Here is a 16,157-nt window from a genome sequence, read left to right as displayed (position 1 = left end):
TACTCTCTCGTAGGCCCGGCAAGCGAAGCGCCACCGGGCAAAAAAAACGTACATAGAAAAAATATAACCCTCTGTAAATTACAGGGCATGGTGAGCGGCTTCGCTATGCCCAAAATCTGGAGACAGATTGCGATGGATATTCCAGTTACTGCTGCAAAAACCGGGCGTCGTCGTTACCTGACGCTGATCATGATCTTTATTACCGTGGTCATCTGTTATGTCGACCGCGCCAACCTTGCCGTGGCATCGGCTCATATTCAGGAAGAGTTTGGCATCACCAAAGCGGAAATGGGCTACGTCTTCTCGGCGTTTGCCTGGCTATATACGCTCTGTCAGATCCCCGGTGGCTGGTTCCTTGACCGCGTGGGTTCACGTCTGACCTACTTTATCGCTATTTTTGGCTGGTCCGTGGCGACCCTGTTCCAGGGCTTCGCGACCGGGCTGATGTCGCTGATTGGCCTGCGCGCCATCACCGGGGTGTTTGAAGCGCCGGCGTTTCCGACCAACAACCGCATGGTGACCAGCTGGTTCCCGGAACACGAACGCGCTTCCGCTGTTGGTTTTTACACCTCCGGGCAGTTTGTTGGTCTGGCGTTTCTGACGCCGCTGTTAATCTGGATCCAGGAGCTGCTGAGCTGGCACTGGGTGTTTATCGTCACCGGCGGGATCGGCATTATCTGGTCGCTCATATGGTTTAAGGTTTATCAGCCGCCGCGCCTGACCAAAAGCATCACCAAAGCCGAACTGGACTACATCCGCGACGGCGGTGGCCTGGTGGATGGCGATGCGCCCGTGAAAAAAGAGGCGCGCCAGCCGCTGACCAGAGCGGACTGGAAGCTGGTCTTCCACCGTAAGCTGGTGGGCGTGTATCTGGGACAGTTCGCGGTGACCTCCACGCTGTGGTTCTTCCTCACCTGGTTCCCGAACTATCTGACCCAGGAAAAAGGTATTACCGCGCTGAAGGCAGGCTTTATGACCACCGTACCCTTCCTTGCGGCGTTTTTCGGCGTCCTGCTCTCGGGCTGGCTGGCGGATAAGCTGGTGAAAAAAGGTTTCTCGCTGGGCGTTGCGCGTAAAACGCCGATTATCTGCGGACTGCTGATCTCTACCTGCATCATGGGAGCGAACTACACCAACGATCCTGTGTGGATCATGACCCTGATGGCGGTAGCGTTCTTCGGAAACGGTTTTGCCTCCATCACCTGGTCGCTGGTGTCGTCCCTGGCGCCGATGCGTCTGATCGGCCTGACTGGTGGCGTGTTTAACTTCGTTGGCGGCCTGGGCGGGATCACCGTACCGCTGGTCATCGGTTACCTTGCGCAGGACTACGGCTTTGGTCCGGCTCTGGTGTATATCTCTGCCGTGGCGCTGATCGGGGCGCTCTCCTACATCCTGCTGGTCGGCGACGTTAAACGAGTAGGCTAATCCCTTCGGATGTTTTACCCTGATGCGATAACCGCGCATCAGGGTATTTTCATGAAACAAATCACCTCCGCTTCCCGCAACCACCAGCTCACCAACATCAACACCTGGACGCCAGACAGCCAGTGGCTTGTCTATGATGTCCGCCCGTCCGGCGCGTCGTTTACCGGTGAAACCATTGAGCGGGTCAATGTTAGTACGGGCGAGGTTGAGGCGATCTACCGTGCGACTGACGGCGCGCATGTCGGCGTGGTAACCGTTCATCCGGCGCAGGACAAATATGTTTTTATCCACGGCCCGAAAAACCCGGATGCAGACTGGCAGTATGATTTTCACCATCGTCAGGGGGTGATTGCGCACAATGGTCAGGTGAGCAATCTTGATGCGATGGATATCACCGCGCCTTACACCGCAGGCGCGCTGCGTGGCGGCAGCCACGTCCACGTTTTTAGCCCGAACGGGCAGTTCGTCAGCTTTACCTACAACGACCATGTGCTGCACGCGCGCGATCCGCAGCTGGATTTGCGTAACGTCGGGGTGGCGGCGCCTTTTGGCCCAGTAAACCCACAGGGGAACCATCCGCGGGAATATGCCGGCACCTTCTGGAGCGTACTGGTAAGCCGTACAACGCCGAACCCGAAACCGGGCAGCGATGAGGTAAACCGCGCCTATGAAGAGGGCTGGGTGGGCAACGACAGGCTGGCGTTTATCGGCGATACGGTGTCTGCGAAAGGCGAGAAAGTGCCCGAACTGTTTATTGTCGATCTCCCCAAAGACGAGCAGGGCTGGAAACGGGCGGGCGATGCGCCGTTGCAGGGAACGCCTGATACAATGCCCGCGCCGCCTGCGGGCGTAACACAACGTCGCTTAACCTTCACCCATCAGAAGGCGTATCCGGGGCTGGTGAACGTGCCGCGCCACTGGGTGCGCAGCAATCCGCAGGGGACGCAGATTGCGTTTTTAATGCGGGACGATAACGGCGTTGTGCAGCTGTGGCTTATCTCCCCTGAGGGCGGCGAGCCGCGTCAGCTGACCCACACTGAGCGTGATATTCAGTCGGCCTTTAACTGGCATCCTTCCGGCAACGGGCTGGGATTTGTGCTTGCAGGCCGTATTGCCTGCTGCGATGCGCAGACCGGAGAGGTGACGTTTTTGACGTCCGATCACGGCAATCCGCCGTCTGCTGACGCTGTGGTGTTTTCCCCGGACGGACGATTTATTGCATGGATGGAAGAGAAGGACGGTTTCCGCCAGCTGTGGCTAACGGAAACCGCACAGAATTAGCGTGGAGGCATCTCTGCGGGCGGGATGACGGAATTGGTCGCCAGCTTTTCCTGCTCGCTTTTCTCAACGCGCGAACGCACTGAGCTGTCGGTGCGGAACATATCCCACGGCAGCAGAAGCGTATCGGCAACCGCCGTAAACGGCATATCAAGAATCGCCAGAGATTTGGTACCCCAGTTTGTCTCATCATCAGAGATCATTGCGGCACTGGCGCGCGTCCCCGGATATGTTCCTTCTTTACCGCCGGTGTGCGACATCACGCTCGAACACCCGCAAAGTAAAACAACCCCGCTGAACGACGCCAGCTTAATCAGAACATTTCTCATCATCACTCAGTCATCTTTAGTAGCACGGCATTGACCTGCAACTCAGGGTTATAGCGAGGCGCGTCCAAAATGGATAGCTCAAAACTCCCGCACTGTGGTCGTCATCGCAATTTAACCCTTTGTGCTGTGCCCCTGAGTCTATGCGACAACCAGCAAAGTGCAAAAAAATCTCACATCAACAGTCTTGAAAAGGCCGTATCCAGACCCATTTTAAGAATGTAACCCGATAACGGACACGCCTGATGGGTGTTCGGGGAAGCAGAAGCCTGTCCATGGTGGAAGGCTACATTTTCTCGCTGATTTCAGGAGCATTTATCCATGCGTAATTTCGATCTCTCTCCGCTATACCGTTCTGCCATTGGTTTCGATCGTCTGTTCAACCACTTAGAAAACAACCAGAGCCAGAGCAACGGCTATCCTCCTTACAACGTTGAACTGGTTGACGAAAACCACTATCGCATTGCGATTGCTGTTGCCGGTTTCGCAGAGAGCGAACTGGAGATCACCGCGCAGGACAATCTGCTGGTGGTGAAAGGCTCCCATACGGCCGAGCAGAAAGAACGAACCTACCTCTACCAGGGCATCGCAGAGCGCAACTTTGAGCGCAAGTTCCAGCTGGCTGAGAACATCCACGTCAAGGGCGCGAACCTGGTGAACGGCCTGCTGTTTATCGAACTGGAACGTGTGATTCCGGAAGAGAAAAAACCGCGTCGTATCGAAATCAACTAATTACGCGGGTCGCGTGAGCGGCCCACCCGAACTTGCTTGCCGTAACGGGAGCATATGCGAATCCGCAAGGGTTTGCAGGTACAACTGTGCACAAAATTAAACTGTGCCGCACTCGCTTCTCAGAAGGAGATTTAGTATGCGTAACTACGATTTATCCCCCCTGCTGCGTCAGTGGATCGGTTTTGACAAACTGGCTAACGCGCTGCAAAGCGCAACCGAACAGCAGACCTTTCCGCCGTACAACATCGAAAAAAGCGATGATAACCACTACCGCATCACGCTTGCGCTGGCCGGGTTCCGCCAGGAAGATCTCGACATCCAGCTTGAGGGTACGCGCCTGACCGTGAAAGGGTCACCGGAAAAACCAGACACCGAGACCAAATGGCTGCATCAGGGGCTTGTCACTCAGCCGTTTAGCCTGAGCTTTACCCTGGCAGACCATATGGAAGTTTCTGGCGCGACGTTCACTAACGGGCTGCTGAACATTGACCTCACCCGTAACGTGCCGGAAGCCATTGCGCCTCAGCGCATCGCCATTAGCGAACGCCCGGCGTTGAACAGCTAATACACATTTTTGCCGCGAGGCAAACCTGCCGATCCTGTAGGTCGGGTAAGGCGCAGCCGCCACCCGACTCGCTCACAGATGCCATGAAGCCCTGCCCCGGCAGGGCTTTTTTGTGCGCCATCGCCCATACAACCGCCGTCAGCTCTGAGAGAATCCTTAGCATAACTATGGTTATACACAGGATGTGGATCATGAGTGATATCGCGTTAACCGTTAGCGTGTTGGCCCTTGTCGCGGTAGTGGGGCTATGGCTGGGGAATATCAAAATCCGCGGCGTCGGATTTGGCATCGGCGGGGTGCTGTTCGGCGGGATTTTTGTCGGCCATTTTGCCGACCAGCTTGGGTGGGTGCTCAGCGCCGATATGCTGCATTTCATCCAGGAGTTCGGCCTGATCCTCTTTGTGTATACCATCGGTATTCAGGTGGGGCCGGGCTTCTTCGCTTCCCTGCGCGTCTCCGGTTTACGCCTTAATCTCTTTGCCTTCGGCATCGTCGTGATGGGTGGGCTGGTTACCGCCATTCTGCATAAACTCTTCGCGATTCCGCTGCCCGTTGTGCTGGGCATCTTCTCCGGCGCCGTCACGAATACGCCCGCGCTCGGGGCGGGCCAGCAAATTCTGCGCGATCTGGGTATCCCTGCTGATGTCGTCGATCAGATGGGGATGAGCTACGCCATGGCCTATCCGTTTGGCATTTGCGGTATTTTGCTCTCGATGTGGCTGGTGCGCGTGCTGTTCCGTGTTAACGTCGAGCAGGAGGCAAAAGAGCATGAAAGCACGCTGACCAACGGCCATGCGCTCATTAAAACCATCAACATTCGCGTCGAAAACCCCAACCTGAACAATATGGCGATACAGGATGTTCCCATTCTGAACAGCGCGACCATTATCTGTTCCCGCCTGAAACGTGATGAAACGCTGATGGTACCTTCACCGGATACCCTTATTCAGCACGGCGATCTCCTGCATCTGGTAGGGCAACCGGCGGATTTAAACAATGCCCGGCTGGTGATTGGTCAGGAGGTGGATACCTCACTCTCAACCCGTGGAACGGACATGCGCGTGGAGCGCGTGGTAGTGACCAATGAGAAGGTTTTGGGCAAGAAAATACGCGATTTGCAGGTTAAAGAGCGTTATGACGTGGTGATCTCCCGGCTTAACCGCGCCGGTGTCGAGCTGGTAGCCAGCCAGGATGCCAGCCTGCAATTCGGTGATATTCTCAACCTCGTCGGGCGTCCCTCATCCATTGATGCCGTAGCGGACATGGTAGGCAACGCCCAGCAAAAACTCCAGCAGGTGCAGATGCTGCCGGTCTTTATCGGCGTCGGGCTTGGCGTCATGCTTGGCTCCATCCCCCTGTACGTGCCCGGCTTCCCGGTAGCACTGAAGCTGGGTCTGGCAGGCGGGCCGCTCATTATGGCGCTGATCCTCGGGCGTATCGGCTCCATCGGTAAGCTCTACTGGTTTATGCCGCCGAGTGCTAACCTGGCGCTGCGGGAGTTAGGCATCGTGCTGTTTCTGGCGGTGGTGGGGCTGAAATCCGGCGGCGATTTTGTCGATACTCTGGTCAACGGCGAAGGGATGAGCTGGGTAGGATACGGCATATTTATTACCGCTATCCCACTGATAACGGTCGGATTACTGGCACGTATCTTCGCTAAAATGAACTATCTCACGCTGTGCGGCATGCTGGCCGGTTCCATGACCGATCCGCCCGCGCTGGCGTTCGCCAACAACCTGCACGCCACCAGCGGCGCGGCGGCGTTGTCCTACGCCACGGTTTATCCGCTGGTGATGTTTCTGCGCATCATCACCCCGCAGCTACTGGCGGTGCTGTTCTGGGGGATGGGCTAGCCGGTTAAGCCCAGCCTGACAAACTGCTCTGCCGGCGCGTCACTCTCGTGCAACAGGCGCACCAGCAGGGCAATCATACGCGCTTCGATCGCGTCATCCTTTATCGGGCTCAGCTGCTGCGGATCGGTGTATAAATCAAACAGCAGATGGCCAGTGCGATTAATCCCCTGATATTTCTCTTTGGCCGGAATGCGCAATGTACTGACGCCCTTGGTAAAACGGAAGGGAGGCGCCAGCGTTAAGGCGTGCAGCTCGGCCACATCAAAGCGGGTGTTCATCTTAATCGGCATCAGGGTGTAATTCGCGATGTCATTTTCACGCCCGGGAAGCGCGGCGCGCATATAGACGTAGCGACCGTCCGTGACGTTGACGTGGCCGCTGAAAACGCCGAACAGCGCGGCGTCACGCACCGGCGTGTCATCTTGCAGAACCGGCGTTAGCGGTTGCCCCTGTACGTCTGCGGGAATGGGCTGCCTGAAGAACTCCAGCAGAGTCGGCGCCCAGTCAATCATCTGCACCAGCGAATCACGCTGCTCTGCGCGCCTGGCGTGGCGCGGATCCCAGATAAATAACGGGTTATTCGCCACTTCGTTGTAGTACGGCATTTGATTTTTCGCCCACCAGCCATGTTCTCCCAGCAGAAAACCATGGTCGGTACCGACGATCAGCATCGTATCGCGCCAGAGATCGAGAATGTCCATCAGGTCAAGGATGCGGCCCAGATTGCGATCGCACATGGACACCAGGGCACGATAGCGGCAGCGAATATGTTCTACCGCCTCCGCGCTCTCCTCCACCTTGCCGCGCGGCCAGTCGTAGTGAGGCCCGTCCCACGGATCTTCATACAGCGAGAGGTATTCTTCGGTGGTGTAAAACGGTTCGTGCGGATCGAAGGTTTCGACCTGCAACAGCCAGTTATCTTGCGAATGGTTTTTTTCGATAAACTCGCAGCCGGCAGCAAAGACGCGAGTTTGCGGAAAATCGGCCTCCTCACGGATATAATCGCGATTTACCCAGTCCTGACGCCAGAGCCCGGACACGCCGCCGCCGGTCTGCTTCTGCGGTACGCGCAGCACCTCCGGGATAACCGGATCGGCAACGCTCCCTTTCCAGCTATCGCCCTCCTGACCGCGCACGATCTCCCACGAGTTGTAACGATTGTGGTAATTACCTCCGCCATCCTCCCAGTAATGCAGATGATCGCTGATAAGGTGCGTATACACGCCCGCTTTTTTCAGCAACTCCGGCATGGAGTCGTCAAACGGCTCCAGCGGCCCCCATTCGCGATGTAGGAAGTTGTACCGCCCGGTGTGTAATTCACGGCGGGCGGGCATACACGGCATACTGCCGACATAGCTGTTATTAAACGTTACCGCGTGCGCCGCCAGACGCTGGAAATTTGGCGCCTGGGTAATAACGTCTCCGTAGGGCGGCAGATAATGTTTATTCAGACTATCAAAGAGCAGAATAATGGCTTTCATCTGCGCTCCTTAGCGAGACGGGATCAGATGCGGAAAATGTTCTTCTACCACCGCGTAGATCTGTTTACCGATCGTTTCGCCGTCCATAATATTTTCGATCGGGATGAGATATTGCCCGTGACGCGGATCGAGACTGACCACATCAATGAGTTTTTTAGAAATTGCATAGATATCGGCCCAGTCGGTAAACCCGCCCACCTCGCCCGCGGCGGTATGCTCCATCTCAAAAGCAATATTGTATTTTGCTAACGCTTTTTTCACGACCGTCTGTAACATTACGCTACTACCAACGCCATAGCCGCAAACAAACAGAATATTAATTTTTTCTTTCATCACACGTTCCTTTTAAAGGTGAAGGGATTTAGCCCGCGTAAGGCCCAAGGTGGAATGTGGCTGCAATAAACTTAAGGATTTCACAAATGGCGGGCCATAATGTCGCCCAGTCAAAAATACCGGTCCAGCCCACTCCCTCGGCAGCAAGGCCGGTAAGCGGAATGGCCCAGATCGTGCCGAAGGTTTGAATCATTCCCAGCAGAAAGGTGCAAATAATAACGGAGCGGTAACCGCCTAATCGGTTGGCTAATACGCCAATAGGACCGCCGGAGAAAAAGAGCGGCACAAAACCCGGCAACACCATAATGGGACTTTTGGTGATAAGCAGAATAACCATCGAAAATATGGTGCCGAAGGTACAGAAGATAAATCCCAGCGTAGCGGCATTTGGTGAGAAGGGGAGCAGCGCCGCGACGTCAACAGCCGGAATGGCGTCAGGAATAAGACGGTCTTGCCAGCCTTTAAAAGAGGCATTAATTTCGCCGACCATCATGCGCACGCCCTGAAGCAAAATCACCATATACATGGAGAATTGCAGTCCGAGGTTAATAATATAGATATACCAGGGCTTTCCTTTCGCCATCGCCTGGACGTTATCAATCCCGGTTGTCAGTAAAAAACCGCCGACAAACAGCGTCATCACGATTGCGATAGAGGTGACGTTATGGTTAAAAATTGCCAGCCATCCGGGCAGTTTCATATTCTCGGCATCCTGTTTTTCCGCATCGCCAAACAAATGGGCGAATTTAGAAAAAAACCAGATCCCCAGCATCTGATTATGGGCGATGGTAAAGCCCGCATTATTGGTAATTTTGGCGACGGGTTTCGCGATCAGCGTCGTGGCGAAAGCCCAGAACAACCCGGTTAATATCCCGGCGATAATAATTGAGGGGACCCAGCCTAAGCCCAGCCAGAAGACGATTAGCCACAGCACAGCCTGAGAGTGGGATACGCCGGTATTACCGGTCAGAAAGATGCCTTTGACCCGCGTATAACGGCCCAGCAGCACCAGCAGCAGGTTGGTAAAAAAGGCCAGTACAAACACATAGCCGACAAAACCGAAATTATCGCCGAGCGCAATTTGGGTCGCCGCTTTCATGGCATAGGAATCCATCAGGTAGCCATGAATACCGTAAGACTGGCTAACAGCATCAGCCACAGGTTTAAACGTTGCCGAGAATTGAAAACCACCGAATAACACCATCATTAATCCCACCATGGCGCTTACCATGCCGGTAATAATTTTTATCGGTGATTTTTTATCGAGTGCGTACCCCAGACCGACCAGCAAGCCTATTAAGATTGCAGGCTCGGTCAAAAAAGACTGTATTATGGCGATAAATTCAGAAAACATGTTTGACTTAACCTCCGTGATATTTTTATCCAGATAATTACATCCCGTTCACTGCTGTTGATGACGGGATGAATACTAGTAATCAAAATTAGTCATTAGAAGATTAAAAATGATTTTTTGTGAGTGTCTTTGCAAAAATAGCAAGCTATAAATCCCAGTGATTTTTGTGATTTTTTAATTAATTATTTATATATAATCTATGGATGTGAATGACAGGCGCAATGTGTATTTACCAGGGTTATATTTCATTGATGAATATATTGATGTGTAATGATTTATTTTGGTGTTTTCACTGCTGATTAATTAGTATGAATTTGCAAAAATCGGTTTATTTGTGTGCTATTCCACAAAATACAATTAAAACGAGGTATAGGTTTGTGGGTGAAAGCGTCAATACACCAGCGATGTTAAGCACAAACTAAGGACTCTGTAATGAAAGCAACCTCTACGGTAATTGTTAACCCTTATGATAAGAATAAGCTCAGTGCGCTTATTAAAATAGATTATTATCAGCCGGTAAGATTTAACTATACCGTTCATGGTAAGTCTAATAATGTGGATTTTTATTATGCCAACGATCGTTACGCTGTTAATCCCGAAGTCACCGTTGTCGGCCTCTATGCGAATTATGCCAATACCGTGACGCTGACGCTTTACACGGAACAAGGAGAGGTACAAACCTCTGTTTTCACGATCTCCACTGAGGGCCAGGATTATGGCGATGTGGCCTTAACGTTAGCCATCAATATTGACGATCGGGACATGGCGGATAATACGCTGGGTCAGGGCTGGTTTGTGACCAGCGAGTGGAATGGCTACGATATTAACGGCGATTTACGCATTACGGGTCTGTTCCCGTGGATGTACGGTAATTTAAAAATTATCGACAATTCGCTGTGGTCAGCACTGGCCAGTGAAACCTACGATCCCGATAAACATGCCTTTGCCCCCACGCTCTACCGCTTTAACCTTGCCGGAAAGGTAACGCAAACCCTCGCCGCACCGGCGGGCTATGGCTTTCACCACGACCTGACAACCGACGGCAAGGGCAACGTGTGGGTATTAGGCTCGCTGCTGGACGGCTGGAGCGACCAGCAGAAGCTGGAGTGCATGCTCTACCGGTACGATATCGCCAGCGGAACCCTGCTCTGGCAGCGTGACTACACCGCCGAGTATATGGGGGCCACGGTGCTGGATAATACCGATACCAATGACGTGCATTTCAACAGCCTGGAGTATATAGCGGAAACCAATCAGCTCATGATCAATTCCCGCTCAAGCTGTACCATTATTGGCCTCAATATTGACTCGGGCGATCCGGAGTGGATTATTGATAATCCCGCTTTCCCCACCCTCAATAGCGCGCTCAATCTGAGCGTGGTCGATGCCGATAATTTCACCTATCCCAACGGTGAGCACGCCGTGTTTATTACCAAAAATAGTCAATATGATGCCTGGCGAGGTGATAATAAAATCGTCATTTCTCTGTTTAACAACAATTCCTGTGCCGATGAAAAGGGGAATGAACTGGTGCGTGTTATTGAATCGCCGCCAGTCGCTTATACTGCGGCGGCACTGGATTCTTTACCCACCGTGCTGGCCGTTGATTTAACCGCCAGGACGGTTCAGCGGCTGGATCAGTTCCACATTCCTGGTCAGCGAAGCGAGCTTACTTCATCGGTATTTGACGTGGGAGATGATAATTTCAACGTCTATTTTGGCGCCGAGCAGTCCTTCTTCGTCTTCGATACCAACAATAATATTGGGGTGTCGATATACAATATTGATTCCGGGTTGGGCTATCGTGGCCGTATTTTTTCCTTCGATGAACTGCGCACGCTGATATAAATCTGCTCTGGCGCGTTCCCGTTGCTGTCAGTCTTTATCGGTGCTGTTCTGGGGGATGGGCTAACAAGTCTTCCGGGTGGATGCGCCGCAGATGGTAGTCCACCTGGTAATCGCTGGTGTTCCGGAACATCACGGAATAATTGAGGAACTCGCCGCTGTCGCTGTAGGAAAGGGAGGTGATGCGCAGCAGCGGCGTCTGTTCCGGCACATTCATATAACCGGCCAGCTGTTTATCTGCCAGCACCGGCGTCAGGCTCTCGTAGTTGCCGCTGATGGTGATCCCGCATTCCTTCTCGATGTAATCAAACTTAGATCCTTCGAGATGCGCCAGGGAAAGATTGCGGAACAGCTTCACCGGCATAAAGCTGTCCTCCAGCATCAGCGGTTTTCCGTCCACGTAACGCACCCGCCTTGAAAAATAGATCCGCTCATCAACCTGAATCCGCAGCTGGCTGGCGATGGCGGGCGGCGCGGGCATCACTTCAAACTGCAACACCTTGCTCTGCACTTCTTTCCCCTGCTGGCGCAGCACCTCCACCAGCCCGGTCAGATTAGTCGTTTCATGATGAACGTCTTTGCGCGCCACGAATGTCCCGCTGCCGTGTCGACGTTCAACCAGCCCCCAGCTTACCAGCAGATCCAGCGCCTTGCGGATGGTCATCCGGGCTACGCCAAACTCCTTTGCCAGCGCTTTTTCTCCGGGTAACGGACTACCAATGTTGTAGTCCGAGGAATTCAGCCGCAGCCGCAGCCGATCGGCAATTGATTTGTAGATCACCAGTAGACCTCTCTGCACACATCATGGCGTGGATTACGTCTTAACTTGTCTATTTTTATTTTAAAAAGTAGACCTGATTGGTCAAATTAAAACCATGAATGCGATCACGAATCGCAGCGGCATACCATGTTGCTGCATCAGTAAGTTCTTATGCTCACCTCAGGCCAGTAAAAAACCATAAAGGCCTCTATCCCCTACAGGTTGTTTCATGAGGATTTAAAAATGCTCAGTCAAATACAACGTTTTGGCGGCGCCATGTTCACCCCGGTTTTGCTGTTTCCCTTTGCCGGGATCGTGGTTGGGATCGCCATCATGCTTCGCAATCCGCTGTTTGTCGGTGAGGCCTTAACCGCGCCGGATAATCTGTTCGCGCAAATTGTTCACATCATCGAAGAGGGCGGCTGGGCGGTGTTCCGAAATATGCCGCTGATTTTTGCTGTCGGCTTACCGATTGGCCTGGCAAAGCAGGCGCAGGGCCGCGCCTGTCTGGCGGTGCTGATTAGCTTCCTGACCTGGAACTACTTTATCAATGCGATGGGGATGACCTGGGGTCACTTCTTTGGCGTCGACTTCTCTGCTGAACCCACTGCCGGCAGCGGGCTGGCGATGATTGCCGGAATCAAAACGCTTGATACCAGCATCATCGGGGCGATTATCATTTCCGGGCTCGTCACCGCCATCCACAACCGATTTTTCGACAAGCCGTTGCCGGTCTTTCTGGGGATTTTCCAGGGCACCTCGTTTGTCGTTATCCTCGCGTTCTTCGTCATGATCCCCTGCGCCTGGCTGACGCTGCTGGGATGGCCGAAAGTGCAGATGGGCATTGAGTCGTTGCAGGCCTTTCTACGTACCGCTGGCGCGCTGGGCGTATGGGTTTATACCTTCCTGGAACGCATTCTGATCCCAACCGGATTACACCACTTTGTCTACGGCCCGTTTATCTTCGGCCCGGCTGCGGTAGAAGGCGGCATTCAGGTCTACTGGGCACAGCACCTTCAGGAATTCAGCCAGAGCACTGTGCCGCTGAAAACGCTGTTTCCGGAGGGCGGATTCGCGCTGCACGGCAACTCTAAGGTGTTTGGCTCAGTCGGTATTGCGCTGGCTATCTGGTATACCGCGTCGCCGGAGAACCGCGTCAAAGTGGCAGGTCTGCTGATCCCGGCCACGCTTACCGCCGTGCTGGTGGGCATTACCGAACCGCTGGAGTTCACCTTCCTGTTTATCTCGCCGTTGCTGTTTGCCATCCACGCCGTGCTGGCCGCAACGATGGCGACGGTGATGTATACCTTCGGGGTGGTGGGGAACATGGGGGGCGGTCTGCTGGACCAGTTCCTGCCGCAAAACTGGATCCCGATGTTCCATAACCACGCCTCGACGGTATTCACCCAGATTGGCATCGGCCTCTGCTTCACCGGGATCTACTTCGTGGTCTTCAGAACGCTTATCGAACGTCTGAATCTCAAAACGCCGGGCCGGGAAGAGAGCGAAATCAAACTCTACAACAAAGCCGACTATAAGGCCGCGCGCGGGCAAACCACCGCCCCGGCGGCAGCCAGCCAGCAGGTCGGGCAGGCTGCTGGGTTCTTACAGGCGCTCGGCGGCGCAGCAAACATCGAAAGTATCAATAACTGCGCCACCCGCTTGCGTATCGCCCTGGTGGATATGACGAAAACCCAAAGCGATGACGTCTTCAAGGCCCTGGGCGCACACGGTGTGGTGCGGCGCGGCAACGGCATACAGGTGATTGTCGGTCTGCACGTTCCTCAGGTGCGCGACCAGCTGGAATCGCTGATGAAAACCCCTTTAACAAACGAACAAACCACTCTGACAGAGGCTATATCATGAAAAAATTCTCAGTTGTTATTGCAGGCGGCGGCAGTACATTCACGCCTGGTATCGTCCTGATGCTGTTAGCCAACCGTGACCGTTTCCCGCTGCGTGCGCTGAAGTTCTATGACAATGACGGAGCACGTCAGGAGATCATCGCCGAGGCGTGCAAAATCATCCTTAAGGAGCAGGCGCCGGAGATTGAATTTAGTTACACCACCGATCCTGAAGCGGCCTTTACCGATGTGGATTTCGTGATGGCGCATATTCGCGTGGGCAAATACCCCATGCGTGAAAAAGATGAAAAAATCCCGCTGCGCCACGGCGTGTTGGGCCAGGAAACGTGCGGGCCGGGCGGCATCTCCTACGGCATGCGCTCCATCGGCGGCGTGCTGGAGCTGGTGGATTACATGGAGCAGTACTCCCCGAACGCGTGGATGCTGAACTACTCCAACCCGGCGGCGATTGTCGCGGAAGCCACGCGCCGCCTGCGTCCGAACGCGAAAATTCTCAACATCTGCGACATGCCGATCGGCATTGAAGGACGTATGGCGCAAATCGTCGGTCTGAAAGACCGCAAAGAGATGCGCGTGCGCTACTACGGTCTGAACCACTTCGGCTGGTGGACGTCGATTGAAGATCTGAACGGCAACGATCTGATGCCGAAACTGCGCGAATACGTGGCGAAAAACGGTTATGTTCCGCCTTCGGAAGATGCGCATACTGAAGCGAGCTGGAATGATACTTTCGCCAAGGCTAAAGACGTACAGGCGCTGGATCCGGACACCATGCCGAACACCTACCTGAAGTATTACCTGTTCCCGGACTATGTGGTCGCCCATTCCAACCCGGAGCGTACCCGCGCCAATGAAGTGATGGATCACCGTGAGAAGCATGTATTCAGTTCATGCCGGGCGATTATCGAAGCCGGTCATTCTTCTGCCGGTGAACTGGAAATCGACGAACATGCGTCGTACATCGTCGATCTGGCGACCGCGATCGCCTTTAATACCCAGGAACGCATGCTGCTGATTGTGCCTAACAATGGGGCTATCCATAATTTTGACGCCGACGCGATGGTAGAAATCCCTTGTCTGGTCGGCCACAACGGACCGGAGCCGCTGACCGTTGGTGATATTCCGCACTTCCAGAAAGGGCTCATGAGCCAGCAGGTGGCAGTGGAAAAACTGGTGGTGGACGCCTGGGAGCAGCGCTCGTATCAGAAACTATGGCAGGCGATTACCCTGTCGAAAACCGTACCGAGCGCATCGGTGGCGAAGGCGATTCTGGACGATCTGATTGAAGCCAACAAAGAGTACTGGCCGGAACTGCATTAATTTTCCTGACCGGCATCATTGAGGTGCCGGTCCTTAAACTTGCTGACCGCCGACGGCGCATAGCCAAACTTATTCTTAAACGCTTTGCTGAAGTGAAACGAATCAAAAAAGTTGAGCATGTCAGCCACCTTGTTTACCGTATTTCCCTCCTGGCGCAGCAGCGATTGCGCCAGTTCGAGGCGTGCGTCAAGATAATATTCTTTCGGCGTTTTACCCGTGTATCGTAAAAAGATCCGCCGCAGCCAGGGCTCGCTGCACTGCATCCGCTGTGCCATTTCTGTGACGCTCCAGCGCTTTTGCACACTGGCGTGCAACTCGGCCAACAGATTTTCCAGACGCAGCAGTTCCCGATCTTTCCTACCATTTTCGGAAATAAGACAAATCCACTGATAGATAATTTTTGTGAGAAACGCGACGGCTAAATTATTTTTTATGGGGGACCGCAAAGCGAGTAATTCAGCAACTTCTGAAAGTTCTTTATTAAACTCGTCGCCATTATAAATTATGCCAGTTTGTAATATAGGGATTTCCATCATGTTTGTGGGGATGAATTCCATCCAGTATTGTTCCCAGATAAGACCGTCGCAGTAGTACGACGTTATATCGGTAGGTTTTAAGAATATAACGTTATTTCCATTAAGCATAATTTCAGAATTATCTTTGAGCCTGATTTTCCCGCACCCTTGCACGGTATAAACCGCCACCCAGGAGTTAGCAATCAGCGGTTTTTTCTTATCCTGAGGCCAGATAACGCGGTAGCTCTCGTCGGCTAGCGTATGCCAGAGTGAGATCAGTGAAATTCCGCTTGAGATCACACTTTCATCAAGAACTAAGGGAATATTGTACGTTGTTTCGTTTTTTACATGCGAAATTTGAATTTTTCCATTCATTTTAATTTCCCGTCAGCAAATTATGCCCACAACCTGTAGCGGAATTTATCAGAAAATTACCGTGATGGGGAAACCAGTCTTGTATTTTAAGATATCGAATAGCCTGGGTCCGGTGCGTTAAATTCCTCTG

At 53.4% G+C, this 16,157-nt stretch carries 14 protein-coding genes and 1 other annotated feature; of the genes, 8 read left to right on the top strand and 6 right to left on the bottom strand.

Annotation, left to right across the window (positions count from 1 at the left end):
- The first annotated feature begins 87 nt into the window (after positions 1 to 87).
- Both ACOTYH_RS17390 and ACOTYH_RS17385 read left to right on the top strand, forming a co-directional pair.
- On the top strand, positions 88 to 1,425 hold the full coding sequence (locus ACOTYH_RS17390; protein ID WP_015570129.1) for an MFS transporter: 1,338 nt from the start codon (positions 88 to 90) through the stop codon (positions 1,423 to 1,425).
- A 51-nt stretch (positions 1,426 to 1,476) separates the two neighbouring features.
- Entirely contained in the window at positions 1,477 to 2,706 is a 1,230-nt protein-coding gene (locus tag ACOTYH_RS17385; RefSeq protein ID WP_421637844.1) for a DUF3748 domain-containing protein, read from the top strand.
- Here the strand turns inward: ACOTYH_RS17385 and ACOTYH_RS17380 are convergent.
- Positions 2,703 to 3,035 (bottom strand): YceK/YidQ family lipoprotein, encoded by a 333-nt coding sequence (locus tag ACOTYH_RS17380; protein WP_017383693.1) that lies wholly within the window; start codon positions 3,033 to 3,035, stop codon positions 2,703 to 2,705. The two genes, ACOTYH_RS17385 and ACOTYH_RS17380, sit on opposite strands and share 4 nt — an antisense overlap.
- 247 nt (positions 3,036 to 3,282) lie before the next feature.
- Positions 3,283 to 3,357, top strand: a sequence feature (ROSE (Repression Of Heat Shock gene Expression) occurs in the 5'-region of heat shock genes and acts as an RNA thermometer to modulate expression.).
- On the opposite strand from ACOTYH_RS17380, the gene ibpA reads away from it, so the two are divergent.
- The 3 genes from ibpA to ACOTYH_RS17365 all read left to right on the top strand — a co-directional run bounded on the left by ibpA (position 3,351) and on the right by ACOTYH_RS17365 (position 6,179).
- Complete coding sequence (gene ibpA / locus ACOTYH_RS17375; protein WP_006177605.1) at positions 3,351 to 3,761, top strand: small heat shock chaperone IbpA; 411 nt, start codon at positions 3,351 to 3,353, stop codon at positions 3,759 to 3,761. Its footprint overlaps the feature before it by 7 nt.
- Positions 3,762 to 3,897: 136 nt before the next feature.
- Positions 3,898 to 4,326 (top strand): small heat shock chaperone IbpB, encoded by a 429-nt coding sequence (ibpB, locus tag ACOTYH_RS17370; protein ID WP_015570126.1) that lies wholly within the window; start codon positions 3,898 to 3,900, stop codon positions 4,324 to 4,326.
- 191 nt (positions 4,327 to 4,517) lie between these two features.
- Positions 4,518 to 6,179, top strand: coding sequence for a putative transporter (locus ACOTYH_RS17365; RefSeq protein ID WP_017694020.1), 1,662 nt, complete (start codon positions 4,518 to 4,520; stop codon positions 6,177 to 6,179).
- Here the strand turns inward: ACOTYH_RS17365 and ACOTYH_RS17360 are convergent.
- Genes ACOTYH_RS17360 through ACOTYH_RS17350 form a run of 3 tightly spaced genes read right to left on the bottom strand, consistent with a single transcriptional unit; the run spans position 6,176 to position 9,347 of the window.
- Positions 6,176 to 7,660, bottom strand: a complete 1,485-nt coding sequence (locus ACOTYH_RS17360; protein ID WP_045329554.1) for a sulfatase — start codon at positions 7,658 to 7,660, stop codon at positions 6,176 to 6,178. The genes ACOTYH_RS17365 and ACOTYH_RS17360 overlap by 4 nt on opposite strands.
- Before the next feature lie 9 nt (positions 7,661 to 7,669).
- Positions 7,670 to 7,993 (bottom strand): PTS sugar transporter subunit IIB, encoded by a 324-nt coding sequence (locus tag ACOTYH_RS17355; protein ID WP_033487033.1) that lies wholly within the window; start codon positions 7,991 to 7,993, stop codon positions 7,670 to 7,672.
- 28 nt (positions 7,994 to 8,021) lie between these two features.
- Positions 8,022 to 9,347: a PTS sugar transporter subunit IIC gene (locus ACOTYH_RS17350; RefSeq protein ID WP_063136761.1), complete on the bottom strand. Its 1,326-nt coding sequence runs from the start codon at positions 9,345 to 9,347 to the stop codon at positions 8,022 to 8,024.
- A 432-nt stretch (positions 9,348 to 9,779) separates the two neighbouring features.
- Here ACOTYH_RS17350 and ACOTYH_RS17345 point away from each other — a divergent pair, with 432 nt between their 5' ends.
- On the top strand, positions 9,780 to 11,195 hold the full coding sequence (locus ACOTYH_RS17345) for an aryl-sulfate sulfotransferase (protein ID WP_421637843.1): 1,416 nt from the start codon (positions 9,780 to 9,782) through the stop codon (positions 11,193 to 11,195).
- 34 nt (positions 11,196 to 11,229) lie between these two features.
- On the opposite strand, the gene ACOTYH_RS17340 is transcribed toward ACOTYH_RS17345, so the two are convergent.
- The gene (locus tag ACOTYH_RS17340) at positions 11,230 to 11,973 is read right to left on the bottom strand and encodes a GntR family transcriptional regulator (RefSeq protein WP_045339498.1); all 744 of its coding nucleotides are present in this window, start codon (positions 11,971 to 11,973) and stop codon (positions 11,230 to 11,232) included.
- A gap of 222 nt (positions 11,974 to 12,195) precedes the next feature.
- Here ACOTYH_RS17340 and ACOTYH_RS17335 point away from each other — a divergent pair, with 222 nt between their 5' ends.
- On the top strand, positions 12,196 to 13,818 hold the full coding sequence (locus ACOTYH_RS17335) for an alpha-glucoside-specific PTS transporter subunit IIBC (RefSeq protein ID WP_017694019.1): 1,623 nt from the start codon (positions 12,196 to 12,198) through the stop codon (positions 13,816 to 13,818).
- Complete coding sequence (locus ACOTYH_RS17330; RefSeq protein WP_015570123.1) at positions 13,815 to 15,137, top strand: 6-phospho-alpha-glucosidase; 1,323 nt, start codon at positions 13,815 to 13,817, stop codon at positions 15,135 to 15,137. Before ACOTYH_RS17335 ends, ACOTYH_RS17330 begins: the two co-directional genes overlap by 4 nt.
- On the opposite strand, the gene ACOTYH_RS17325 is transcribed toward ACOTYH_RS17330, so the two are convergent.
- Positions 15,134 to 16,027, bottom strand: a complete 894-nt coding sequence (locus ACOTYH_RS17325) for a helix-turn-helix transcriptional regulator (RefSeq protein ID WP_032668915.1) — start codon at positions 16,025 to 16,027, stop codon at positions 15,134 to 15,136. The genes ACOTYH_RS17330 and ACOTYH_RS17325 overlap by 4 nt on opposite strands.
- Between the last annotated feature and the right edge of the window lie 130 nt (positions 16,028 to 16,157).

The organism is Enterobacter cloacae complex sp. SHL001, assembly GCF_049236825.1.
Classification (GTDB): domain Bacteria; phylum Pseudomonadota; class Gammaproteobacteria; order Enterobacterales; family Enterobacteriaceae; genus Enterobacter; species Enterobacter hormaechei_C.
The sequence above is the reverse complement of the archived record's forward strand: the minus strand, read 5'-3'. Positions and strand labels throughout refer to the sequence as shown.